22 protein-coding genes are annotated in these 24,971 nt (G+C 37.1%); 2 read left to right on the forward strand and 20 right to left on the reverse strand.

The annotated features are described in order from the left end of the window. Window positions 1–60 precede the first annotated feature (60 nt). From recG to ACYVEC_RS13105, 3 genes are all read right to left on the reverse strand, one after another. Window positions 61–2,109 carry an ATP-dependent DNA helicase RecG gene (recG, locus tag ACYVEC_RS13095; protein WP_063221139.1) on the reverse strand — a complete coding sequence of 683 codons (2,049 nt, stop codon included), beginning with the start codon at window positions 2,107–2,109 and terminating at the stop codon, window positions 61–63. Window positions 2,110–2,408: 299 nt separating this feature from the next. Then, a complete protein-coding gene (locus tag ACYVEC_RS13100) occupies window positions 2,409–4,085 on the reverse strand; it encodes a DAK2 domain-containing protein (protein ID WP_063221140.1) in 1,677 nt (558 codons plus the stop codon). Window positions 4,086–4,107: 22 nt separating this feature from the next. Further along, window positions 4,108–4,470: an Asp23/Gls24 family envelope stress response protein gene (locus tag ACYVEC_RS13105; protein WP_000021109.1), complete on the reverse strand. Its 363-nt coding sequence runs from the start codon at window positions 4,468–4,470 to the stop codon at window positions 4,108–4,110. A gap of 375 nt (window positions 4,471–4,845) precedes the next feature. On the opposite strand from ACYVEC_RS13105, the gene rpmB reads away from it, so the two are divergent. Beyond that, window positions 4,846–5,034: a 50S ribosomal protein L28 gene (gene rpmB / locus ACYVEC_RS13110; protein WP_000124776.1), complete on the forward strand. Its 189-nt coding sequence runs from the start codon at window positions 4,846–4,848 to the stop codon at window positions 5,032–5,034. 73 nt (window positions 5,035–5,107) lie between these two features. Here rpmB and spoVM read toward each other — a convergent pair whose 3' ends face one another. The 17 genes from spoVM to ACYVEC_RS13195 all read right to left on the reverse strand — a co-directional run bounded on the left by spoVM (window position 5,108) and on the right by ACYVEC_RS13195 (window position 23,113). Continuing rightward, complete coding sequence (gene spoVM, locus ACYVEC_RS13115; protein WP_001213599.1) at window positions 5,108–5,188, reverse strand: stage V sporulation protein SpoVM; 81 nt, start codon at window positions 5,186–5,188, stop codon at window positions 5,108–5,110. Window positions 5,189–5,254: 66 nt separating this feature from the next. Continuing rightward, window positions 5,255–5,935: a thiamine diphosphokinase gene (locus tag ACYVEC_RS13120; protein WP_142332664.1), complete on the reverse strand. Its 681-nt coding sequence runs from the start codon at window positions 5,933–5,935 to the stop codon at window positions 5,255–5,257. 100 nt (window positions 5,936–6,035) lie between these two features. Continuing rightward, a complete protein-coding gene (rpe, locus tag ACYVEC_RS13125; protein WP_060632004.1) occupies window positions 6,036–6,680 on the reverse strand; it encodes a ribulose-phosphate 3-epimerase in 645 nt (214 codons plus the stop codon). 2 nt (window positions 6,681–6,682) lie between these two features. Further along, entirely contained in the window at window positions 6,683–7,564 is an 882-nt protein-coding gene (rsgA, locus tag ACYVEC_RS13130) for a ribosome small subunit-dependent GTPase A (RefSeq protein WP_063221142.1), read from the reverse strand. Between the two features lie 280 nt (window positions 7,565–7,844). Then, window positions 7,845–9,818 (reverse strand): serine/threonine protein kinase PrkC, encoded by a 1,974-nt coding sequence (gene prkC, locus ACYVEC_RS13135; protein ID WP_460506842.1) that lies wholly within the window; start codon window positions 9,816–9,818, stop codon window positions 7,845–7,847. Between the two features lie 8 nt (window positions 9,819–9,826). After that, window positions 9,827–10,579 (reverse strand): Stp1/IreP family PP2C-type Ser/Thr phosphatase, encoded by a 753-nt coding sequence (locus tag ACYVEC_RS13140; RefSeq protein ID WP_000648696.1) that lies wholly within the window; start codon window positions 10,577–10,579, stop codon window positions 9,827–9,829. Between the two features lie 4 nt (window positions 10,580–10,583). Then, entirely contained in the window at window positions 10,584–11,672 is a 1,089-nt protein-coding gene (rlmN, locus tag ACYVEC_RS13145) for a dual-specificity RNA methyltransferase RlmN (protein ID WP_063221144.1), read from the reverse strand. Between the two features lie 4 nt (window positions 11,673–11,676). After that, a complete protein-coding gene (gene rsmB / locus ACYVEC_RS13150) occupies window positions 11,677–13,011 on the reverse strand; it encodes a 16S rRNA (cytosine(967)-C(5))-methyltransferase RsmB (protein WP_275718955.1) in 1,335 nt (444 codons plus the stop codon). After that, window positions 13,008–13,952 carry a methionyl-tRNA formyltransferase gene (gene fmt, locus ACYVEC_RS13155; RefSeq protein ID WP_063221146.1) on the reverse strand — a complete coding sequence of 315 codons (945 nt, stop codon included), beginning with the start codon at window positions 13,950–13,952 and terminating at the stop codon, window positions 13,008–13,010. The genes rsmB and fmt overlap by 4 nt, the downstream gene beginning before the upstream one ends. Window positions 13,953–13,975: 23 nt before the next feature. Next, window positions 13,976–14,446 (reverse strand): peptide deformylase, encoded by a 471-nt coding sequence (gene def, locus ACYVEC_RS13160; RefSeq protein WP_060632009.1) that lies wholly within the window; start codon window positions 14,444–14,446, stop codon window positions 13,976–13,978. An 11-nt stretch (window positions 14,447–14,457) separates the two neighbouring features. Continuing rightward, the gene (gene priA / locus ACYVEC_RS13165) at window positions 14,458–16,863 is read right to left on the reverse strand and encodes a primosomal protein N' (RefSeq protein ID WP_063221147.1); all 2,406 of its coding nucleotides are present in this window, start codon (window positions 16,861–16,863) and stop codon (window positions 14,458–14,460) included. Further along, complete coding sequence (gene coaBC, locus ACYVEC_RS13170; protein WP_275718956.1) at window positions 16,860–18,065, reverse strand: bifunctional phosphopantothenoylcysteine decarboxylase/phosphopantothenate--cysteine ligase CoaBC; 1,206 nt, start codon at window positions 18,063–18,065, stop codon at window positions 16,860–16,862. The genes priA and coaBC overlap by 4 nt, the downstream gene beginning before the upstream one ends. Before the next feature lie 172 nt (window positions 18,066–18,237). Further along, window positions 18,238–18,450, reverse strand: a complete 213-nt coding sequence (gene rpoZ, locus ACYVEC_RS13175) for a DNA-directed RNA polymerase subunit omega (RefSeq protein ID WP_060632012.1) — start codon at window positions 18,448–18,450, stop codon at window positions 18,238–18,240. A 2-nt stretch (window positions 18,451–18,452) separates the two neighbouring features. Next, window positions 18,453–19,070 carry a guanylate kinase gene (gene gmk / locus ACYVEC_RS13180; RefSeq protein ID WP_001257740.1) on the reverse strand — a complete coding sequence of 206 codons (618 nt, stop codon included), beginning with the start codon at window positions 19,068–19,070 and terminating at the stop codon, window positions 18,453–18,455. Window positions 19,071–19,083: 13 nt separating this feature from the next. After that, window positions 19,084–19,347, reverse strand: coding sequence for an extracellular matrix/biofilm regulator RemA (gene remA / locus ACYVEC_RS13185; protein ID WP_001251456.1), 264 nt, complete (start codon window positions 19,345–19,347; stop codon window positions 19,084–19,086). 67 nt (window positions 19,348–19,414) lie between these two features. Further along, complete coding sequence (locus ACYVEC_RS13190; RefSeq protein WP_098555016.1) at window positions 19,415–20,290, reverse strand: YicC/YloC family endoribonuclease; 876 nt, start codon at window positions 20,288–20,290, stop codon at window positions 19,415–19,417. A gap of 99 nt (window positions 20,291–20,389) precedes the next feature. Further along, window positions 20,390–23,113 carry a calcium-translocating P-type ATPase, SERCA-type gene (locus tag ACYVEC_RS13195; protein ID WP_098555018.1) on the reverse strand — a complete coding sequence of 908 codons (2,724 nt, stop codon included), beginning with the start codon at window positions 23,111–23,113 and terminating at the stop codon, window positions 20,390–20,392. 103 nt (window positions 23,114–23,216) lie between these two features. Between ACYVEC_RS13195 and ACYVEC_RS13200 the strand changes: the two genes are divergently transcribed. Beyond that, on the forward strand, window positions 23,217–24,926 hold the full coding sequence (locus ACYVEC_RS13200; protein WP_063221152.1) for an Rqc2 family fibronectin-binding protein: 1,710 nt from the start codon (window positions 23,217–23,219) through the stop codon (window positions 24,924–24,926). Window positions 24,927–24,971 lie beyond the last annotated feature (45 nt).

Consider the following 24,971-nt stretch of genomic DNA (forward strand, 5'->3'; position numbering starts at 1 on the left):
ACTAACAGTAGTATATAATCAATAAAAGTAGAATGCAACAAAAACTTTTGTTGCCTCCCTTTAATCGAGCTTCTCTCCCTGGAACACACCTGTCCCGTCAAGATACGTACGCAGCGAAGCATATTGATCATTATGCCAAAAAGCTTCTGAATCTACTAGTAACGCCGCATCTTGTCTAGCTGTTTCTAACGCTCGATAATCATGTACCATATCAGCAACCTTAAATTCTGGTAAACCACTTTGCTTACTTCCAAAGAAATCTCCAGGACCTCTTAACTCTAAATCTTTTTCTGACAATACAAATCCATCATTCGTTTCGGTCATAATACGCATTCGTTCTTTTCCCGTTTCCGATTTTGGATCCGCGATTAATAAACAATATGATTGTTCACTACCACGCCCAACACGCCCCCTAAGCTGATGGAGCTGCGATAAACCGAAACGCTCTGCGTCATAAATAACCATTACAGTCGCATTCGGTACGTTCACACCTACTTCAACAACTGTTGTCGACACAAGAATTTGCACTTTATTTTCACTAAATTGTCCCATTATCTCTTCTTTTTCTTGAGATGATAATCTTCCATGCATTAATCCGACTTGACATTTCCCTTGATAATGATGAGTCAGCATACTATGTAAATCGATAGCATTTTGTACATCAAGTTTCTCAGATTCTTCAATAAGGGGACAAATTACATATGCTTGTCTTCCTTTTTTTATCTCCTTCTCCACAAAACCGAGAACACGGTCTAACATATCATGTTTTGCCCAGTATGTTTCAATTACCTTTCTACCAGCTGGCATCTCATCGATTATAGAAACATCCATCTCTCCAAATGCAGTAATTGCTAACGTACGCGGAATTGGGGTCGCCGTCATAAATAATACGTCTGGACTTTCACCTTTCTCCCTTAAAACTCGTCGCTGTGCTACACCAAATCGATGTTGTTCATCAGTAATAACGAGACCTAACCTATGAAAGATAACTTCATCTTGAATTAAAGCATGTGTTCCAACAAGGATATCTATTTCTCCTTGTTCTAATTTCGCCAAAATTTCCCGACGTCTCGCGCCTTTAACAGAACTTGTTAACAATTCAACCTTCATACCAAAATGCGAGAACGTCTCTGCGAGCGATTGATAATGTTGTTCTGCTAAAATTTCTGTAGGAACCATTAAAGCACCTTGATAATGTGCTAATTTCGCTGCATAAAGGCCAATGGCTGCAACAACTGTTTTCCCGGAACCTACATCACCTTGCAACAGACGATTCATCCGATAAGGAGATGTCATATCGTTCATAATTTCATCTACAACCCGGCGTTGCGCGCCAGTTAATGGAAACGGAAGTGCATCGATAAACTCTTGCAATTCTGCTAAAGGGATTTCTTTTTTCGTCCCTTTCGAATTTTCCCTCTCCATTTTCCGTAATGTTTGCATTTTCAGCTGAAATAAGAAAAACTCCTCATATACAAAACGGCGACGTGCTTGTTTCAAATCTTCCTGTCCTGCCGGAAAATGCAACGCCCGAAGCGCTTCATAACGCGGCAATAATTTATATCGACTTAGCAATCCATCAGGTAACACTTCAACTATAGAGTCTCCATACTCCTTAAACGCTTGTGCAATAAAACGGCGCATCTGTTTTACTGTAAGTTTCCCTTTCACTGAGTATACAGGCTCTACTTCTTGTTGACGTACTACTGGTCCAAAATGAAGCTCTGATACCGCAATCGTTTGACGGTGCTGATCCCATTTACCAGTAATCGTTACCGTTTCATCTAAATTTAATTTCTGCTTATAGTACGGCCTATTAAAACATACAGCTGTAATTAAATAACGACCGACGAGAACACGAACCGTAAGACGCGACTTCTTCTTCCCATAATATTGCAGCAAAGGAGCACTATGAACTTTCCCCTCAACTGTTACACGTTCATCATGCTTTACTTCAGCAAGATCTTTCATCGCATAATCTTCATAACGGTACGGAAAATGTTCTAATAGATGAGAAACTGTATAAATTCCCATCTCGTGTAGTAATTCAGATGTTTCTCCTCCGATTCCCTTTACATCCGTAACAGGAACTTGTACAACTTCATTCAAGATTCTCACGCTCCGTCACATTATTTTCTTTGATTCATTCCATTCATTATCCATTAACATGATTGACATCTGTAATCGCTCTCTTTCACCCTATATATTCTATCATAGGCATTCTAAGAGAAACTACTCAAATCCCTCATAAGCAACACGAAAGAAAAGAGCCTCACTTTTAGCAGCAAGGCTCTTTTTTATCTTCAATATGCTAGCCTTTTGAATAAAAACTAGTAATAAACTTCATATTACTACTTCTTATCCATTAGCAAGTAAGTAATCCATTTATTTTCAAAACGAATTTTTTCTTATTCTACAGAGAAGATGAAAGAATACACCGGTTGGTTTCCAGCATGTACTTCTACTTCTGCATCTTCAAAATTCTCTTCTACAAATTCAACTAGCGCAGCTACTTCTTCGTCAGTTGCATCTTCACCTTGTAGAATCGTTACGATTTCAGAATCTTCATCAATAAGTGCTTCTAGTAATTGCTTCGCAGCTCCTACTTTTTCAGCATTTGTTGATACGATTTTTCCATCTGCGATACACATGAAATCATCTTTTTGAATTGCTACACCATCAATTTCCGTATCACGTACAGCATACGTAATTTGACCGGTTTTCACATGAGATAAAGCTTCTTTCATGTTTTCTTCATTCTCTTCTAACGTTCCAACTGGATTAAATGCTAACATTGCAGCCATACCTTGAGGAACTGTTTTTGAACGAATTACAATCACTTCTTGATCCACAACTGATGCCGCTTGTTCTGCTGCCATCACAATATTTCCGTTGTTCGGTAAAATAATGATTTTTTCAGCATTCGCTTCTTCAATCGCCTTCACAATATCCTCTGTACTTGGATTCATCGTTTGGCCACCTTCGATAACTTTCGTCGCGCCAATGCTCTCAAATAAAGTTTTGATACCAGATCCCATAGCTACAGTTACGATCCCGTACGGTTGTTTCTCTTTAGACTGGCTAGTTGGTTCAGGCATCATAGCAGGCTCATCTAATAAAGCAGTATGCTGTTCACGCATATTTTCTACTTTAATTTTAATTAAACTACCATAGCGTTGTCCGTAGTTCATAGGATCTCCAGGATGTTCCGCATGAATATGAACCTTAACAACCTCATCATCTGATACAACAAGTAGTGAATCTCCGTATACACTAATATCTTCACGGAATTTTTGTTCAGAGAAATTATGTTCCTTCATTTTTTCAGGCTCTAATTTCACCATGAATTCCGTACAATATCCATACTTTATATCTTCTGTACTCAATTGGCTTTGTACACTACGGTGATGTTCTGCGCGTACCATGTCATTCATAGATGGTTGGGCAGACACATTAGAAGAAATCGTTTCTCCTTTTAAGTCAGCTAAAAATCCTTCATATACAACAACAAGACCTTTACCACCGCTATCTACAACGCCAACTTGTTTTAATACAGGTAATAAATCTGGCGTACGATTTAACGATGCATTCGCTTCTTTCACAACGTCTTCCATAAACAAAACAAAGTCGCGCTGTTTTTTCGCAACTGTCACTGCATATTTACCCGTTTCTCTTGCAACCGTTAAAATCGTTCCTTCAATCGGTTTCATAACCGCTTTGTAAGCCGCTTCTACCCCAGCATCTAAAGCTGCAGCAAAATCAACTGTTGTTAATTCTTCTTTTTGTTCAATGGATTTAGAGAAACCACGGAATAACTGAGATAAAATAACACCAGAGTTACCACGGGCTCCCATTAATAATCCTTTGGCTAAACTTACACCAACTTTACCAGCGTGCTGTGAAGGATTTGCTTTCACTTCACGTGCGCCTGAAGTCATTGATAAGTTCATGTTTGTACCGGTATCGCCATCTGGAACTGGAAATACGTTTAATGCATCAACAAGCTGAACATTATTTGTTAAATTATTCGCTCCTTGCATGATCATTTGTGATAAACGTTTCCCATCAATTTTTTGAATTGACACAGATTTTCCTCCTTAATGCACATTACAAGTTTATTACTTTAACTCCTTGTACGTAGATGTTTACAGAATCTACTGCTAGTCCTACAGTTTGATCTAATGTATATTTCACTTTCGTCTGCACGTTATGTGCTACTTCTGAAATTTTCGTACCATAGCTCACAATAATATACATATCAATATGTACTTCATCTTCATCTTTACGAACAATAACACCTCTAGTGAAGTTTTCTTTTCGTAAAATGTCTGTTAAACCATCTTTTAACTGATTTTTTGATGCCATACCTACGATACCGTAGCAATCTACTGCGGCACCTCCAGCAATTGTTGCAATTACATCTGTACTAATATCAATTTGACCATACTTCGTTTTAATTTCAATTGACATCTCGTTTCCCCCTTCATAAATGGTGAAAGTGAGCTAGACTACTTTAGTTACTATCATATAATCTTTTTAAAGAAAATTCCATCGTTCTTTCTTTTCACTCTCATATTTTATGTTTTAAATCACATTTTTTATGATGAGCAAAATAGTCCATTGTTATTATACAACATGTACCACTATAATATGTCAAGCAATTTTTCTTGATTTCAACTTTTCATCATCAACATATAGTGTCAAGTAATTTTTCTTGATTTCTTTTTTCTACGGTGTTGCATTCTCTTTTTAGTTGTGTTAAATTATAGTAGTGTTTTTAGCATCGCAAAAAAGACTAACATTGAAAAATTACGTATGGTAAGGTATCAAGGGAGGGAAATATAAATGGCTCGTGTTTGTGCTATCACTGGAAGAAAAGCTCGTTCTGGTAACTCTCGTTCTCACGCAATGAACGCTACAAAACGTAAATGGGGCGCTAACCTTCAAAAAGTTCGCGTACGCATCGACGGAAAAGTTCAACGTGTTTACGTTTCTGCTAGAGCATTAAAATCTGGCAAAATCGAACGTGTTTAATAATAAAAAAAAGAGCCGCTAGGCTCTTTTTTTACTATGACAATGGAAAAAGCACCGGTAATAGGTGCTTTTTTTAATCTTTTTTGAAGGTATTTAACATGGCACGAACAATTCCACCAAGAAATTTAGGTAACTTAATTGTATAAAATCTCATGGTTTCCCTCCTAATCCCCATTACTCCACTTGTTCACTATATGATGTAAGGAGCAAAATTGTTTCTTCAATCAGTGCTTCTTATCACCATTAATATGCCAGAAGTAAATGAAAAAGTACCTTTTTCCTTAACGAGTTCATTACTAATACAAAGTGTTGATCCCCATTCTATTGTTTTATTAGTTAGAGGATACTTAAAACCAAGTAATGTAATCCCTTCCACTATTTCAGTAACCGGTACAAAAGATACATAAGGGAAATCTTTATTTTCTTCAATTATATGTGTACCCACTTTTTTCACGCTTATTTCATTTTTATTGTCTACAATACACATTTCTATCCCTACTTCTAACCCTTTTAAAAGCATCTGGATATTCGCTAAACCGTGATCCAACCTTCCGCCAGTAGCACCAAAAATACGAATCAATGTTGGATTTTGTTCTAAGGCCCAGTTAATCGCAATTTCTAAATCTGTTTGATCTTTTTCACGAGGAACAATATGTAAGTCATTTGTTTGCTGCCCCATCCATACTAATTCCTCTTCAGTAACCGAATCGTAATCTCCAAACGCAACAGTTGGAGTAATTCCTCCTTTTAATAAACGATATACACCTCTATCAACTGCAGCCCACACTACTTTCTCATTTTCATATCGAGAAAAATCTGCACAATATTCCGCAGGTCCACCCGCTAAAATATGAATAATCATGTTTCCTTCCCCTTCTATTGTAAAAAGGCAATCTGCCATTCGGTAGATTGCCTTTTTACATATTTTTTCTCTATCCTTTATAAATTAGTGAAAACTTACTACACTAGAAGATTCACTGGGATAAAGACTCGTTCATTCATTATCCACGAATGACACGAATCGCTTCACCGCGATCTTTTTGATTGTATACTGCTGATCCAGCTACAAGTACATTTGCTCCTGCTTCAACACAAAGTCGTGCTGTTTCAGCGTTTACACCACCATCAACTTCAATTTCTACTTCTAGATTGCGCTCTTTAACCATTTCTGCAACTTGTTTAATTTTCGGTAATACAGAATGGATAAATTTCTGTCCACCAAATCCAGGGTTTACTGTCATAAGTAATACCATATCGATATCTTCTAATACATGCTCAATCGTTGAAACTGGCGTATGCGGATTTAATACAACTCCCGCTTTAATGCCATGAGATTTAATTAACTGAATTGTACGATGCAGATGAGGGCATGCCTCTACATGAACAGTAATAATATCCGCTCCCGCTTTTGCGAAAGTCGGGATATAGTTATCAGGATTTTGAATCATTAAATGCACATCTAATGGTAACGATGTAATCGGACGGATCGCTTCTACAATTAATGGTCCAATCGTAATGTTCGGTACGAAATGTCCATCCATTACATCGACGTGAATGTAATCTGCTCCGCCTTTCTCTACATCTTTAATCTCTTCCCCTAATTTTGAAAAATCTGCTGATAAGATCGATGGTGCAATTTTAATCATAACTAATACCTCGGCTTTCTCTCTCTAATTTCTTCTACGAATTGTTTGTAATTCTTATAACGATATTCTGTAATCTTCCCTTCTTCAATCGCTGCCTTCACAGCACATTTCGGTTCAGAAAGATGTGTACACCCTCTAAATTTACAGTATTGGCTCGCTTCTTTCAACTCTGGAAAACAATATGTAAGATCTTCTACTTCTATATCTATGAAATCAAGTGAACTAAAACCAGGTGTATCTGCAACTAGTCCGCTTCCAATCGCAATTAATTCCACGTGTCTTGTCGTATGTTTCCCGCGCCCTAAATGCGAGGAAATATCATTCGTTTTCAGTTCTAACTCTGGACGTAAAACGTTAAGCATAGAAGATTTTCCAACACCAGATTGCCCTGCAACGACAGAAACACAACCTTCTAAGAATGGTTTTAAAATATCAATACTTTCCGATGTATTTATAGAAGTAAATAATACATCATATCCCATCTCACGATAATCATTTGCATAAGATTCAACAGTCTCTCTCATTTTTTCATCCACTAAATCCATCTTACTAATGCAAATAATCGGCTTAATGTTATGATATTCAATCAGCACTAAAAATCGATCTAACAGTCCCGGATTAAAATCTGGTTCTACTGCAGAGAAAACAAGAATTGCTTGATCAACATTAGCAATAGGAGGCCTAACAAGTTCATTTTTTCGATCGAATACTTCAAGCACGTATCCTTCACTTGGATTATCAGCTTGAAAGACAACTTGGTCTCCTACCAGTGGTGTAATTTTATTTTTTCTAAACACACCACGCCCGCGACATTGTGTAATCCCTTCTTCATGCTGTACATAATAAAACCCGCTTAGAGCTTTTACAATTTTTCCTTCTGGCATATAATTCTCCTTTATTTTGTATAAAGTGAAGCTGTAATTAATATGGGATGTAATATGGAATGGATTAGAATTCTTTAAATAATGATTTCAAAACCCGTCATATATACAAGGTAATATATTTAATCTACCATCAAATTTAAAATATTATTTATAACAGTATCACTTTTATAGCTTTTTGAATCATATATTTTTGCCTGTTATACAGTCCACTATATGTAGACAGCATAACAGGCAAGAGTAATGAATTCCATCCTCTCTAAAAAGAAAATGGAATTCATTATTATTGAGTTGGGTATGGTACTTCTTTGTCGATAATCGTTACACCATCTCGTACAATTTTATAGTGTCCTTTTGTACCTTCTTGAATTACAAATTCTAATGAAATAGTTGCCGCCTCTGAAATTGTTCTAGTTTCAATTGGTCTATCCATTTTTTGTTGCATATCTTCTTTATAAATTTCTATCGTTTGCGGTTTTTTCTCACCTATTATAGAAGACTCATACGGAATAGAAATATTATCTACTTTCACAGTTTTCGTTACTTTCGGCTTAGGACCCTCTGAGATGATAATCGTCACTTTATCTCCTTCTTTTAACGGCGTTCCTGGTTTTGGAGATTGCGAAATTACAAGTCCTTTATCAACAGTATCGGAATACTCTCGTTTTATATCTGGAGTTAGTTTTCTCTCATTCAAATAACCATTTACACTATTTTCAGTCCATCCTGAAAAATCACCTGGTCTAATTTGATAAGGACCTTTACTTACCCAAATTTTCAGTTCTTGTTCCGCTTCTACTACCATTTGATCCGGCGTCGGAATTTGCTCAACGATTTCACCTTTTGGTCTATCATTTTCAATATAATTTATTGTAACTTGTTTATATTTTTCTTCTAATTCAGACTTTATGCTCTCAAAATCTTTTCCTGTGAAATCACTCATCTTACTTTTCTTTTTTCCACCTGATTGATAGATAGTAATTTTAGAGTTTTCTTTCACGACTCTTCCTGCCACAGGGTCTGTTTTTATCACATCACCGGTTTCAACATCATCAGTATATACAATATTAGGTTCCGTAACCTCAAAACCCTTTTCAACTAATGTATTTACTGCTGTCGTATATTTCATACCAGCCACATCAGGAACCTTCACATCTTTTGGAATAAAGAATCCCGGAATAACAGTAAGCGCTAACGTTATTCCAATCGCTAAAAGTAAAAATGTCGTAATTAAAACTTTAAGCCATTTATTACTTCGTTTTTTCTTCTTATTTAAATCAGTTTCTTCTTTTCTTTTCTGTTCATCCACTTTACTTCCTTTTAAAACAATTGTTTCATCAGTTACATTTTCGAATAATTGTTCCTGTTGAATAATCGGAATCGCTTTTGTCGCTTCCATATCTTCCGGTATGTAAAATGGCTGCTCATTTATCCTCTCTGGATATAGCGCAGTTTCAATATCTCGTTTCATCGCATTAGCAGATTGATATCGATGAAACGGATCTTTCGCAGTTGCCTTTAATATAATATTCTCGACACTTTGCGGAATATTTTCATTCCATCTTTTTGGTGACGGAATTTCACTTTGTAAATGTTTTAAAGCTATAGCAACAGCAGATTCGCCAGAAAACGGTTGTCTTCCTGTTAACAATTCAAACATAACAATCCCTAGGGAATAAATATCTGATTGTTTATTTGCTATCCCGCCGCGTGCTTGTTCTGGTGATAAGTAATGCACCGAACCGAGTACCGAATTTGTATGTGTAATTGTTGTTGCACTTGTAGCTGTCGCAATTCCAAAATCTGTTACTTTTATTACTCCATCAGCTCGAATTAAAATATTGTGCGGTTTAATATCACGATGCACAATTTCAAAATGATGGGCGTGTGCCATGGCGGATGTTAACTGCTCCATTATATCAAGAGCTTCTCCTATCGGTAACATCCCTCGCTCAATTATGTATTGCTTCAATGTTTGTCCTGGTACATACTCCATTACAAGATAATATATACCATCTTCTTCTCCGACATCATACATATTCACAATATTTGGATGCGACAACGTTGTAACAGACTGCGCTTCTCGATGGAAACGTTTAATAAACTCTTCGTTATTTGAATAGTCGAGTCTTAATATTTTTACCGCTACATCCCGGCCCAGTATATCATCATGAGCTAAATACACATTGGCCATTCCACCGCCACCTATCATTTTCAGCAGCTTATAACGGTCATTTAAGCGTTTTCCAATCAGCACGTTGCACTTCACCTACTTTCGTTTGTCGAACCCGCATAATCAATAAGAACAAGGGTGATATTATCTTCCCCGCCACGATCATTCGCCAATTGAATGAGACGTTGTCCCTTAGTTTCAAGCTGTTCATTTAACTGTAAAACTTGTTGCATATCAGCGATAGAAACTTTATTAGATAATCCATCAGAGCAAAGAAGTAACTGATCATCTTCCTCAAGCACCAATGTTTTAACATCTAATCCGACTTTTTCTTCTGTTCCTAATGCTCTTAACAAAACATTCTTTTTTGGGTGATATTCTGCGTCTTCTTTTGAAATTTCACCATGTCTCACAAGTTCATTCACAAGTGAGTGATCTTCCGTTACAAGCGAGATTTCCCCTTCTGATACCATATAACAACGACTATCTCCTATATGACCTATTGTCACAAAATTCGGCGTACAAATCGCTATTATAAGTGTTGTTCCCATGCCATTACATTCTACATGTTGCTTGGAGTACTCATATATACGCTCATTAATAATCCCAACACTAGTATGTAACCACTCTTCTACTTTTTTTGGCTCATTCATATTATGCGTTTGCTTCCAATAATCATGGAATAATTGAATGGTCATCGAGCTAGCTACATCACCAGCTCGATGACCTCCCATTCCATCTGCTACTACCGCTAAAATATTTCCATCTAAATTGTGAAAAACTCCTGCACTATCTTCATTATGTTGACGAACTTTTCCTTTATCTGATAGAAACACGGCCTTCATCTCGTCACCTCGTCTCTTCTTTACGCTCCTTCGCACGCAACTGACCGCAGGCTGCATCAATATCATGACCTTGTTCACGGCGAATTGTTACATTCACTCCACGATCTTTTAACGTTTTTTCAAACAAGAAAATTTGTTCACGTGGCGTACGTACATAATCACGTTCAGGTACGTAGTTTACCGGAATTAAGTTCACATGACATTTTACACCTTTTAAGAGTACAGCAAGCTCTTCAGCGTGCTCAACTTGGTCATTTTCGCCTCCAAATAGTCCATATTCAAAAGTAATACGACGCCCTGTTCTATTTACATAGTATTTAATAGCTTCCATTAAATCAGGCAGCTTATAAGCACGGTTAATCGGCATTAATTTTGAACGTAATTCTGAGTTTGGAGCATGCAATGAAATCGCAAAATTAATTTGTAAGTCTTCTTCAGCGAACTTATAAATTTTCGGGATAATTCCACTCGTCGAAACTGTCATATGTCTTGCACCAATATGAAGCCCTTTCTCATGGTTAATGATGCGTAAGAATCCCATTAAATTATCGTAGTTATCAAATGGTTCTCCAATTCCCATAACAACAAGAGAACTTACACGTTCTTCTGATTCATCAAGTGCACGCTGCACTTCTACTACTTGTGCTACAATTTCTCCAGCTTCTAGGTTTCGCTTTAAACCGCCAAGCGTCGAAGCACAGAACGTACAACCAATACGACAACCCACTTGCGTTGTTACACAAATGGAATTTCCATATTCATGTCGCATTAATACCGTTTCAATAGAATATCCATCATATAATTGGAATAAGAATTTAATTGTTCCATCCGAAGACGTTTGTTTTACTAACGTGTTTAAAGTAGTAATATCAAAGGAATTCGACAATTTATCACGCAATCCTTTAGAAAGGTTTGACATATCCTCATAATTTTTTACACGTTTTTTATATAACCAATCAAAAATTTGTCCAGCACGGAATTTTGGTTCTCCTTGTTCCTTTAACCAATCTTGCATTTCATGGAGTTGTAAAGAGTAAATTGATGGTTTTTTCGTTTCTAAATTTTTCTTTTGTTTTCTCACAGTCGTTTCCACGATGCTACACCTTCTTCCTTAAACAAGCAATATAAAAGCCATCTGTTGCAAAATAATGCGGTAAAATTTGTACTTGACCTTCATCAATATACTGACTTAACTTTTCTGGCATACGCTCTTTTATCGTAGTATCCCACTCAAATTCAGGATGCTCTTGTAAAAATCGTTCTATTACTTGTTCATTTTCTATTTTCTCAATTGTGCACGTACTATAAACAAGGCGACCACCTTGTTTTAATAACGGTGCTATTTTTTCTAGTATTGCAAGTTGAATCGTCGATAATCTTTCACTATCGCCTTTATCTTTACCTAACTTAATATCAGGCTTACGTCTAATTACACCAAATCCAGAACATGGTGCATCTACTAATATTTTATCAAACGTTTCATTCGCAAAGTGTTCTTGCACTTTTCTAGCATCTAGTGCTTTTGTTTCGACATTTTCTAGACCAAGTCGCTCTGCTTGTTGTTTAATTAAACGTACTTTGTGCGCATGTAAATCAAGAGACATAACTTTACCAGTTCCTTTTAATCGCTCTGCGATGTGCGTTGTTTTTCCGCCCGGAGCAGCACAGCTATCAAGAACTACATCTCCCTCATTCGGTTCTAAAGCGCGTGCTACCAGCATAGAACTTTCATCTTGAATAGAAAGAAAACCTTTTTTGAACGCATCTGTATGCGCTACATTCCCTCTTTCAATTTGAATTGCATCATCTGACAAATCGCCACGCTTCGCTTCTATACCTTCACTAGCCAGCAACTCAATTGCTTCTTCTACTGTTATTTTATCAACATTTACACGTGCTGTTGGTACAGGTGGTAACATGTTCACTTCACACATTTTCTCTGCAATTTCTAAACCAAATTCTGAAGTCCACTCTTGGACAAGCCAAACTGGATGACTTGTTGCAATTGCCAGACGTTCTACTGGATCCTTGATTTCATCTACAGAAGGTACCCCTTCTCTCTGAATCGAACGTAGTACACCATTTACCATACCAGCAATTCCTTTATGCCCGCGACGCTTTGCAATCTCAACCGCTTCATGAATAGCCGCTCTTTCGGGCACTCTGTCTAAATAAATCATTTGATATAAAGATAAGCGAAGCAATACTCTTACCCACGCCTCAACCTTCTTTTTTAAAAAGGGCTGTAAATAATAATCTAATGTGTCACGGCGTTGAATCGTTCCATATACAATTTCAGTTAATAAACCAATATCTTTTCTATCAATTTCATTTTTTTCAATTAGATTATTTAAAAGTAAGTTACTGTATGCACCACTTTTTTCTACTTGAATTAAACCATCAAGAGCTAATTCACGAACATTTTGTCTCATGCATTTTCTCCTAACTTCGTTCCAATTTCAGGTTTTGTGCCACGTAAAAATTGCGAACAACTCATACGCTTTTTACCAGAAGGTTGCAATTCAGTAATTTTAACACCTGTTTCATTACCAGTTGCTACAACAAAGCCATCTTCTTCGATCGCAACAATCGTACCAGCTTCAGCCGCTTTCGTTACAGGTACTTTTTCTCCCCACCATACTTTCACAACTTGTCCTGCTAAAGTTGTATAAGCAACTGGCCATGGATTCAATCCGCGAATGTGATTGTATACTTCTTCACCTGTTTTTGTCCAATCAATTTTCTCTTGCTCACGTTTTATATTATACGCAAACGTTACTTCTTCTTCATTTTGTTTAATTGGTTCTAACTTACCTTGAATTAATAAAGGTACTGTTTTAGATAGAAGGTGTGCTCCCGCTTCACTTAACTTATCGAATAACGAGCCTGTCGTTTCACGCTCTTCAATTTCCACTTCTACTTGCGTTAAGATATCACCAGCATCCAATTTTTCTACCATATACATAATTGTAATACCCGTTTTTTCTTTACCTTCCATAATTGCATAATGGATTGGTGCACCACCACGAAGCTCTGGAAGTAAAGAAGCGTGGACATTTATACATCCGTACTTCGGTGCTTCTAAAATTTCATTTGGTACAATCTGACCGAACGCAGCTGTTACAATTAAATCTGGCTCTAATGCCAATACTTTTTCATATTCATCTTTTTCACGAATTCTTAGCGGTTGTAACACTGGAATACCGTGTTTTTCTGCTTCAACTTTAACAGGTGTTGGTGTTAATACTTTTTTTCTCCCTACTGGACGATCTGGTTGCGTCACAACACCTATTACATCATAGCCATCTTCAATAAGACGACGAAGCACCGGCACTGAAAAGTCCGGTGTTCCCATAAATACTACTTTTATCATTTAAAAACCGCTCCTTTTAACACCTATTCTAATTCGTTTTCCTCATAGTATCTTGTCACTTTCGATGTAAATAACACACCGTGTAAATGATCGATTTCATGTTGAATTGCACGCGCTAAAAACCCTTCTGCTTCTAGTAAAAACACTTTACCTCGGCGATTTTGTGCACGTACTTTAATATAATCCGCACGTTCCACTTCACCATAAAGTCCCGGGAAGCTTAAACAGCCTTCGGGACCTACTTGTTCACCACGTTTTTCTAATATCGACGGATTGATTAACTCAATCTTTCCAGTATCATCACCGATATCAACTACCGCAACTTGCAAGCTTACACCTACTTGAGGCGCAGCTAAACCGACTCCGTCCGCAATTAACATTGTTTCATGCATATCTTTCAACAATTTCACTAACTTTTTATCAAAGTTAATTACTCTTTCACACGGTGCTTCTAACACTTCATTTGGATGCTTTACTATTTCTAAAACTGCCATATTTCCCTCCGCTACATTAACATTGTTGGATTAAAATCAATTGAGATTTGTAGCTCTTTTTGCATTTCTGCTTGATAATGTTCATTTACCATTTTGAGCACGTTCTTTAAGTTTGGTTCCCGTTTGTATTTTATCATGCATTGATAACGATATCTATCTTTTATCCTTGGAATTGCTGAAGCAACCGGTCCTAACACCATTGTTTGCTCTGTGCAGTGTGACCGTAAATGACCGACAATTTTTTCCGTCACTTGTACTGCCTTTAATAATTCCGGGTGAGATACCGTCACAAGTACAACATAGTAATAAGGTGGATATTGTCTCGTTCGTCTCATCTGCATTTCTTGGTCAAAAAACACATCATATTGTTGGTTCTTTGCTAACTCTATACTGTAATGTTCTGGCGTATACGTTTGAATTATAACTTCCCCTGGTAATTCATGTCTGCCTGCTCGTCCACTTACTTGCGTCAACAACTGATAAGTCTTTTCACTCGCCCGAAAATCTGGTAAGTGAAGCATCGTATCTGCAGTTAAAACTCCGACGAGTGTTACTTTAGGAAAATCTAATCCTTTCGCAATCATTTGCGTTCCAAGTAATATATCTGCTTTTTCTTCCCCGAACGCCTTTAATAATTTTTCATGCATTCCTTTGCGACTTGTCGTATCTACATCCATCCGAATGACTCGTGCTTCTGGAAATAGTTTTGTAATTTCTTCTTCTACCTTTTGTGTACCTGTACCAAAGAAACGAATATATGTACTTTGACAAGCAGGACACGCAGTCGGCATATTCTCTTCGTAACTGCAATAATGACATTTTAAACGATGGTTCATTTTATGATATGTGAGCGAGATATCACAATGCGGACATTGTACAACATACCCGCAATCCCGGCACATAACAAATGTAGAATGACCTCTTCTATTTAAAAAGAGCACCATTTGTTCTTTCTTTTCTAATCGATCTGCTATTTTTTCATGCAGTGCCTTCGAAAACATGGAACGATTCCCGTCACGAAGTTCTTCACGCATATCAACAATTTCTACTGTCGGTAAGGCTTGTTCGTTCATACGCTTTTCCATCGTTAGTAATTCGTACACACCTTTTTTCGCTCTTGCAAACGATTCAAGTGTCGGTGTCGCACTACCAAGAACGATAGGACATTTATGATACTGTCCCCTCCACACAGCTACATCCCTTGCATGATACCTCGGATTATCTTCCTGCTTATAGCTCGATTCATGCTCCTCATCAATAATAATAATCCCTAAATTTTCAAAAGGAGCAAATACAGCTGAACGTGCACCAACTACGACTTTCACTTCTTTTCTTAAAATCTTACGCCATTCATCATATTTTTCTCCAACAGACAGCGCACTATGAAGAACCGCAACTTGCGAGCCAAATCTACCTTTGAAACGATCTACCATCTGAGGTGTTAGTGCAATTTCAGGAACAAGCACAATCGCTTCTTTTCCTTTCTCGAGCACCTCTGCTATAGATTGTAAATATACTTCTGTCTTTCCGCTTCCTGTAACACCATATAGTAAAAATGGATTGTAAGTTTCATTTGCAATTGATGATAAAATTGGTGCAATAACTCGCTCTTGTTCCTCCGTAAGTGGGAATGGTTTCGTTTGTTCAAAATCATCATCGTCATATGGATTCCGATATACTTCCACATACTTTTCTGAGATTAGCCCCTTTTTAACAAGTGCTTTAATCGGAGCATCTGTTATTTGCAACTCTTCTGTTATCACTTTCAACGGCACACTTTTATAATTTTCCACAAAATAATAGAGTACATCTTGTTGTTTTTTACTTTTCAGTTCAAATGCTGCTAATTCTAATTTATCTTCTGGCAACTCCGGTTGAACAACTCTTTGTTTCTTCTTTTGCACTTTATCTTTTACCTGATAAACAACTTCAATCGTACCATTTTTAATTTCTTGTTGAATTGTGCGGTATAAATGCGGCTGCGTCTCAATCGCTTCCCATTCTATCGCCTCTTTATTCTGAAATAAAAACAGTAGTTCAGGCGCTACTTCTTCTTGTTTACGAAGTTGTAGACGCTTTTTATATGTTGCTTTTATCGCTGTTGGAAGCATGACTTGAAAAGCTGAAATCATATAACATAACGTTTCACTTGTAAGCCAATATCCAAGTTTTAATAATTCCTCGTTCAAAACCGGCGTTACATCTAATATTTCATGGATTGTCTTTAACTTCTTGCTTTCTACTTCAGCCGAATCTTTGATCCCAATAATAAAACCTTGCAATTTCCTTGGGCCAAATGGAACTACTACACGCATGCCTGTCTGGACAATATCTTCCCATTTTTTAGGGATAATATAATCAAATGGTCGATCTGTCTGACGTGCAGGTACATCAACAATTACACTTGCAAATTTCATAGACGACCATCTTCTAACATCATTTCAATTTGCTTTAATATTTCACGCGCAACTTCTTTCTTCGTTAAAAGTGGTAACTCGATAATCTCTCCATCTTTTCTATACATTGTTACAATATTCGTATCTGTACCAAATCCAGCTCCTTGCGCTTTTACATCATTCGCAACAATCATATTTGCATTTTTTTCACGCAATTTTCTCGTTGCGTATTCTTCTACATTTGTCGTTTCAGCCGCAAAACCAATAAGTAACTGTTGGTCTTTCTTTTCACCTAACGTTTTTAAAATATCTACTGTTCTCTCTAGTTCAATTACAGCATCACCATTTTTCTTTTTCATTTTATTATCATGAACATATTTCGGGCGATAATCTGCAACTGCTGCTGTTTTAATGACAACATCTACGTTCTGATAATGTTGAAGTACTGCCTCTAACATATCTTGTGCAGATTCCACTTGCACTGTCGTTACATGTACTGGTGGATTTATTGCTGTCGGTCCCGAAACGAGTATGACATCAGCACCTAAGTTCGCTGCCACTTCTGCAAGCGCATATCCCATTTTTCCAGAAGAAAAATTGGTCATAAAACGAACTGGATCAATCTTTTCACGAGTTGGACCAGCAGTTATTAATATCTTTTTTCCTTGCAATGTTTTTTTTTCTGAAAAGGCCTCTTCTAACCGTGCAATAATCGCTTCTGGTTCTTCTAATCTTCCCTTCGCTACATAACCACAAGCTAAAAAACCTTCTCCAGGCTCAATAAATATATATCCTAACGTTTTTAACGTCATCATATTTTTTTGAACAATTTTATTTTCATACATATGCACATTCATAGCAGGTGCAATCCACACTGGGGCTGTAGTAGCTAACAAAGTAGTTGTAATCATATCATCTGCAATACCGTTAGCTAACTTTCCAATACAATTAGCTGTAGCTGGTGCAACAAGTACAACATCTGCCCAATCTGCTAAATCGATATGAGCAATAACAGCTGAGTCTTTCTCATCGAATGTATCCGTATATACATCATGGCGAGAAAGCGCTTGGAATGTAAGAGGTGTAACAAACTTCATTGCCGACTCACTCATCATTACTTTTACAATAGCACCAGCTTGTGTCAATTTACTCGTTAATGCAGCCCCTTTAAAGACTGCAATGCCTCCTGTTACACATAAAAGTATCTTTTTCCCTTTTAGCATATGGCTCGTCCTCTTTCTTTTTCAAACTTATAATACTGAAACAAAATTCTCAGCTCGTCAGTACCAATATTTCTTTCCTACCGTAAAAAAATAACAACCTACTTGTAAATAGGTTGTTACCGTTACATAGAAAATTATAAAGTCTATGTTTTAATTTGTCGAAAAGAAGGTCTTAATCAATTATTTTGCCTTCACTTGGTACATATTTTAATACTTCTGCATCGATTTCTTCTAATGATTTACCCACACATTTATGAGAAACAGGCTTTTCAATAACACAATTGTCCGCAAGTTGCATTTCACGTGCACGCTTTGCAGCTACTGTTACAAGTGTATATTTAGAATCGATTTTTGTTAATAATGAATCAATTGATGGATTTAACATAATTATAGACCCTCCGTCATTTCTTTATAATATTTTGCTACTCTTTCGCGGCGGCAATGTTCACCAACCACAATTGCTTTAATTCTTTCACAAGCTAATTCAACTTGATCGTTTTCTACAACATAGTCGTAAGCGTCCATCATTTCGATTTCTTCTTTCGCTACCGTTAAACGATTTTCAATAACATCTTCAGTTTCTGTACCACGGCCGACAATACGGTTCTTTAGTTCAGATAAACTTGGGGGTGCTAAGAAAATAAATACACCTTCTGGGAAAGCTTTCTTAACTTGAATTGCTCCTTGCACTTCAATTTCTAAGAATACATCTTTTCCTTCTTGTAATGTTTTTTCAACATAGTCAATCGGTGTTCCGTAATAATTACCTACGAACTCAGCCCACTCAAGTAATTTTTCATTACGAATCATTTCCTCAAATTCTTCTCTCTCTTTAAAGAAATAATCCACACCATCCACTTCACCTTCACGTGGCTTACGTGTCGTTACTGAAATGGAGTACTGAAAACGTGTATCCTCATGACTAAACAGCTCTTTTCGAACCGTTCCTTTACCAACCCCAGAAGGTCCTGAAAGAACGATGAGCAATCCTCTTCTACTTCTCATAAATATGTAAAACCTACCCTTCCTCACTTAAATCTTCTTTATTATTCAAACGATGTGCAATCGTCTCTGGCTGAATTGGACTTAATACAACATGCCCATCATCCATAACAATAACCGCCCTTGTTTTTCTCCCATACGTAGCATCAAGTAAAGCATTATGTTCGCGTGCTTCCTGTACTGTTCGTTTAATAGGAGCTGACTCCGGACTTACAATAGCAATAATTCGATGAGCAGATACAATATTTCCGTATCCAATATTTAAAAACCGCATGGCCATAGTTTGCGCCTCCTAGTAAGTCTATCCGATTTCTCCACCACGTATAACTTTATATATTTTTTGAAAGCTACTCAATATTTTGTACTTGTTCACGAATTTTTTCAAGGTTATTTTTCATTTCTACAACATATTTTGAAATTGTTAAGTCATTTGCCTTAGAACCAATCGTATTAATTTCTCTATGCATCTCTTGCACGATGAAATCCATTTTTCTTCCAACAGGTTCTTCAATCTGCAGTGTTTCACGAAATTGCTCTAAATGACTTTGCAAACGAACTAACTCTTCGTGAATATCACAACGTTCTGCAAAGATTGCGACTTCTGTTAACAATCTTTGTTCATCTAGATCTTGATTATGTAATTCTTTTAAGCGATTTTCTAATCGTTCACGATATTTTTGTGTAACAATCGGTGCATGCGGAATAACTGCATTTACACAATTGTGAATCTCTTGTAAACGATACGCTATATCTTTATGTAATCGTTCTCCTTCGCCATCTCTCATCGTTTTTAACATATGAGCAGCTTGGCGAACAGCCTCATATAAACTGTTCTCAAATTGTTCATTTACATTTTCAGCTTCTTCAATCGCTGTTACTTCTGGCATTGCCATTAATTGCCCGAGTGTAATAGAATCTTGTAATTGAAATTTTCCTTTTATATCTTCCATAATCGATTGGTACTGCTCAAGAAGCGACCAATTCACACTTAATTTTCTTTCAACAAGCCCTTCACCCGTTATACTAATAGACACTTCAATGCGTCCACGTCGAACTTGCTGTGCAATTATTTTACGAATTTTGTCTTCAAATACCATCATTTGCTTCGGAAGTCGAATACTCATCTCTAGAAAACGGTGGTTCACTGATTTCATTTCTACTGTAATTTGAAAAGTACCATTTTCCACTTTCGACCTTCCAAATCCTGTCATACTACAAATCATTTTTATCACATCCAAGCCATGAAATAACTCAATGAAAAAGGTAATAGAGACAAGGCTCTACTACCTTCTGTAAATTATATCACATTTTCATATCATTGACTATTTCAAGTTTAATCCCTTCTTATATAATACTGGCTTTTCTTTCTTCCCCTTTTTCCCTGTTAATAAAGAACCTACTAATAAGAAGGTCGGAATTGATGACAAACCTCCAATTAACAACCAATCTCTTGCTTGTATTGGCATCGTGCTAAAAATCGGTTGTAACGGTGGGTAATATATAACGACGAGCATGAGTAGTAATGAAATGATAACCGCCCCTACTAAATACACATTTCCAAATGGATTGCGGTGAAAAACAGAATGCTCACTTCGGCAATCAAATACATGAATAAGCTGAGCAAGTACCAACGTTGCGAATGCTACAGTTTGTGCATATTTCAGTTCATTTGGATGTTGATTATATGCAATAATAAACGCCACTAACGTCACTGCTCCAATTAGAAAGCCACGGCTTAAAATTTTCCATGCAAGCCCTCTAGCAAATACCCCTTCTTTCGGATGACGCGGCGTTCTCTTCATCACGTCTCCTTCAGCCTTATCCAAACCTAGTGCCATCGCCGGTAAACCGTCAGTAACTAAGTTCACCCATAAAATTTGGATTGGAACCATCGGCAGCGGCAATGCAAGTAACATCGCAAATAACATGACTAAAATTTCTCCTACGTTCGATGCTAATAAATAACGAATAAACTTACGTATATTCTCGTATATATTTCTACCTTCTTTAATTGCTGATTTAATCGTAGCAAAATTATCGTCCAGCAAGACAAGAGATGATGCTTCTTTCGCAACGTCTGTCCCTGTAATTCCCATCGCAATCCCAATATCCGCTGTTTTTATAGCTGGAGCATCGTTCACCCCATCACCTGTCATCGCTACTATATGTCCTTTATTTTGCAAAGCCTTAACAATTTTCAATTTATGTTCTGGTGATACACGAGCAAATACATACGTATCTTCTACAACATTTTCTAGTTCTTCTACATCCATATTTGCGAGTTCTACTCCTTCAACAACGTGTCCACCTTGTGGTAAAACCCCTAATTGTTCCGCAATCGCCATTGCTGTCACTTTATGATCACCTGTAATCATCACTGTTCGAATACCAGCTTCTCTGCACTCTTTTACAGCCTGCTCTACTTCTGGTCTTGGTGGATCAATCATACCTTGTATCCCAACTAACATAAAATCCTTTTCAACGTCTCTTTCATGTTCGGTAGAATCTGTTACTTTTAATGGTTTAAATGCAACTGCAATTGTTCGCAGCGCTTGACTACCTAAACTATGAATAGCCGCCTGTACTTCTTTTCTATACAATTCACTTATTGGTTGCTGCTTATCTCCCCATAAAATCGTTTGACTCATTTGCAGAAGGACATCTGGTGCTCCCTTCGTAACGACAAACTTTTTCCCTTCTCTATCTCGTACAATAACACTCATCATTTTTCGAGTTGAATCAAACGGAAATTCACGAATGATTTCAAATTTCCCTTTCAGTGCCTCACGCGTTATCCCCGCTTTCATTGCTGCAGCTACAAGCGCCCCCTCTGTTGGATCTCCATCTAATACATACGCCTTTTTCTTTTGAATAATATTTGCATTGTTACATAGTGAACCAAATGTGAGTAGTTGATATAGTGCTTTCGTCTTAGCTGGATCAACTTCTTTTTCACCTTTCAGAAAGGATCCATTAGGTTCATACCCTTGACCTGTCACTTTCCACAACTCTCCACCTGACCACATATGTGTTACCATCATTTTGTTTTGCGTCATCGTCCCTGTTTTATCAGAGCATATAACAGAAGCACAACCTAACGTTTCTACCGCTGGTAATTTCCTTACAATCGCTCTCTTTTTTATCATACGCTGTACACCAAGCGATAAAGCTACTGTAACAATTGCTGGCAATCCTTCTGGAATAGCAGCAACAGCTAGCGACACGCCAGCTAAAAACATATGATATACTTCATTCCCTTGATACACACCGGCTAATACAACAAGCGCTGTCAAAACAAGTGCCACAATAATTAATATTTTTCCGAGTTGTTCTAATCTTCGTTGCAGTGGTGTTTCCATTTGCTCTGCGTTTTGTAACATATTTGCAATTTGGCCCATCGCTGTATTCATACCAGTTGCTACAACGACCCCTGTTCCAGCTCCTCGTGTAATCATCGTACCCATAAAAGCCATATTTTTTTGATCACCAATTGAAACATCTTGCCCTTGCAATGCTTCTACCTTTTTCTGCACCGGTACTGACTCCCCTGTCAAAGCTGATTCTTCGATATATAAACTCGATGCCTCAACAAGACGTACATCAGCTCCAATACGATCGCCACTAGAAAATTTAATAACATCACCCAAAACGAGTGCTTTAGACGGTGCCTTTACCCACTTTCCATTCCGCAGTACAGTAACTTGCGGGGCGGCTAGCTCTTTTAAAGCTTCCAATGACTTTTCAGCCTTTCTTTCTTGGAAAAATCCGAGAATACCGTTGATAATAACAATTGCAACAATCGCAATCGAATCAATGTATTCCCCTAAAAAAGCCGAAACGATTGTTGCACCAAACAAAACAAGTACCATGAAATCTTTAAATTGCGCTAAAAAGACCATTAGTGCAGAAGGCCTTTTTGCTTCATCTAATTCATTTGTACCAAATTTCTTTATTCGCCCTTCTGCTTCTTTCTCTGTAAGTCCAACCTTCACATTCGTATTCGTTCTTTCTTCCACTTCATGTGCGCGCATTCCATACCAGTTCATCCTGCTATCGACCTCCTGATTCCAGACATACTCTATTGAAAGCTTATTCAGCCTCGTCCAAAAAAATGCTATAATTAACTTTTAGTTAGAAAGGAGTGTTTTTATGGCATTCGATGGATTATTTACAAGAGCAATTACACATGAAATTGCAAATTCTCTTTACACGGGGAGAATTTCCAAAATATATCAACCTTCAAAATATGAGATTTTATTACATATTCGAGCAAACGGAAAAAATCAAAAACTGATTCTTTCCGCTCATCCGACATATGCACGTTTACACTTAACAAATCAAAATTACGATTCACCTGCACTTCCGCCAATGTTTTGTATGCTTCTCCGTAAACATCTAGAAGGTGGATTCATTGAAAAAATTGAACAAATTGATTTAGAGCGTATTATTCAAATCACAGTTCGCAGCAGAAATGAAATTGGTGATGAATCGCTAAAAACATTAGTAATTGAAATAATGGGACGACATAGTAACATCATTTTAGTAGACACAAAAACAAACAATATTTTAGATAGCTTAAAACACGTTTCTTTAGCAGTAAACCGACATCGAACTGTATACGCTGGAGCTGAATATGTTGCGCCACCAGCACAACATAAAATTAACCCACTTCAGATTGAAACAAATGAGGAATTTATTAGACCGCTAGACTTTTTATCTGGGAACATGGATAAACAGCTTGTCGGCACCTTTACGGGAATATCGCCGTTATTCGCAAAAGAAGTCGTGAAAAAAGCTGGCATGGTAAATGAAAAAGCATTGGCGGACGCATTTTTCTCCATACAAAAACCATTATTAACTCATACATATTCACCAACGATGACTACTTCAAATGGGAAAGAATTCTTTTATCTTTTCCCTCTTGCACACTTGCAAGGTGAAAACAAGACGTTCTCATCTGTTAGTGAATTGCTAGACCGTTTCTTTTTCGGAAAAGCAGAGCGCGACCGTGTAAAACAACAAGCTCATGATTTAGAACGCTTTATGCAAAACGAAAAAAATAAAAATGAGAAAAAACTCATTAAACTAGAAAAAACATTACAAGATGCCGGAAAAGCAGATAAATATCAACTATTTGGAGAACTACTTACAGCCAATATGTACGCTTTGAAAAAAGGTGATAAAGATATTGAAGTCGTTAACTATTACGATGAAAATGGCGGAACTGTAAAAATCACATTAGATCCTTTAAAAACGCCATCTGACAATGCGCAACGCTATTTCCAAAAGTACCAAAAAGCGAAAAATTCAGTTGTTGTTGTAGAAAAGCAAATCGAAAAAACAAATGAAGAAATTCTTTACTTTGATAGCCTACTTCAACAAATGGAAGCTGCTTCTTCAAAAGATATTGAAGAAATTCGTGAGGAATTAGCTGAAGAAGGTTATATGCGCAATCGTAAAACGAAAAACGCAAAGAAAAAGCCTACTAAACCAGTATTAGATAAATATGTAGCAAGTGATGGCACAGAGATTTTCGTTGGTAAAAATAATAAACAAAATGATTATTTAACAACGAAATTTGCCCGCCGCGATGAAATTTGGCTACATACGAAAGACATACCTGGTTCTCATGTTGTCATTCGTTCTTTAGAGCCTGCTGAAGAAACTTTACTAGAAGCTGCAAAAATTGCTGCCTATTATAGTAAAGCAAAAGAGTCTAGCTCTGTACCTGTTGATTTCACCAAAATACGCCATGTCAAAAAACCGAGTGGTGCAAAACTTGGTTTTGTTACGTACGACAATCAGCAAACCGTATATGTAACACCGGATGTTGATACTGTAATGAAATTAAAAGCGTAAATACAAAAATGCGTTGCTCATAAGCAACGCATTTTTGTATTCGTT

It is taken from the genome of Bacillus sp. MN7755 (assembly GCF_054771475.1).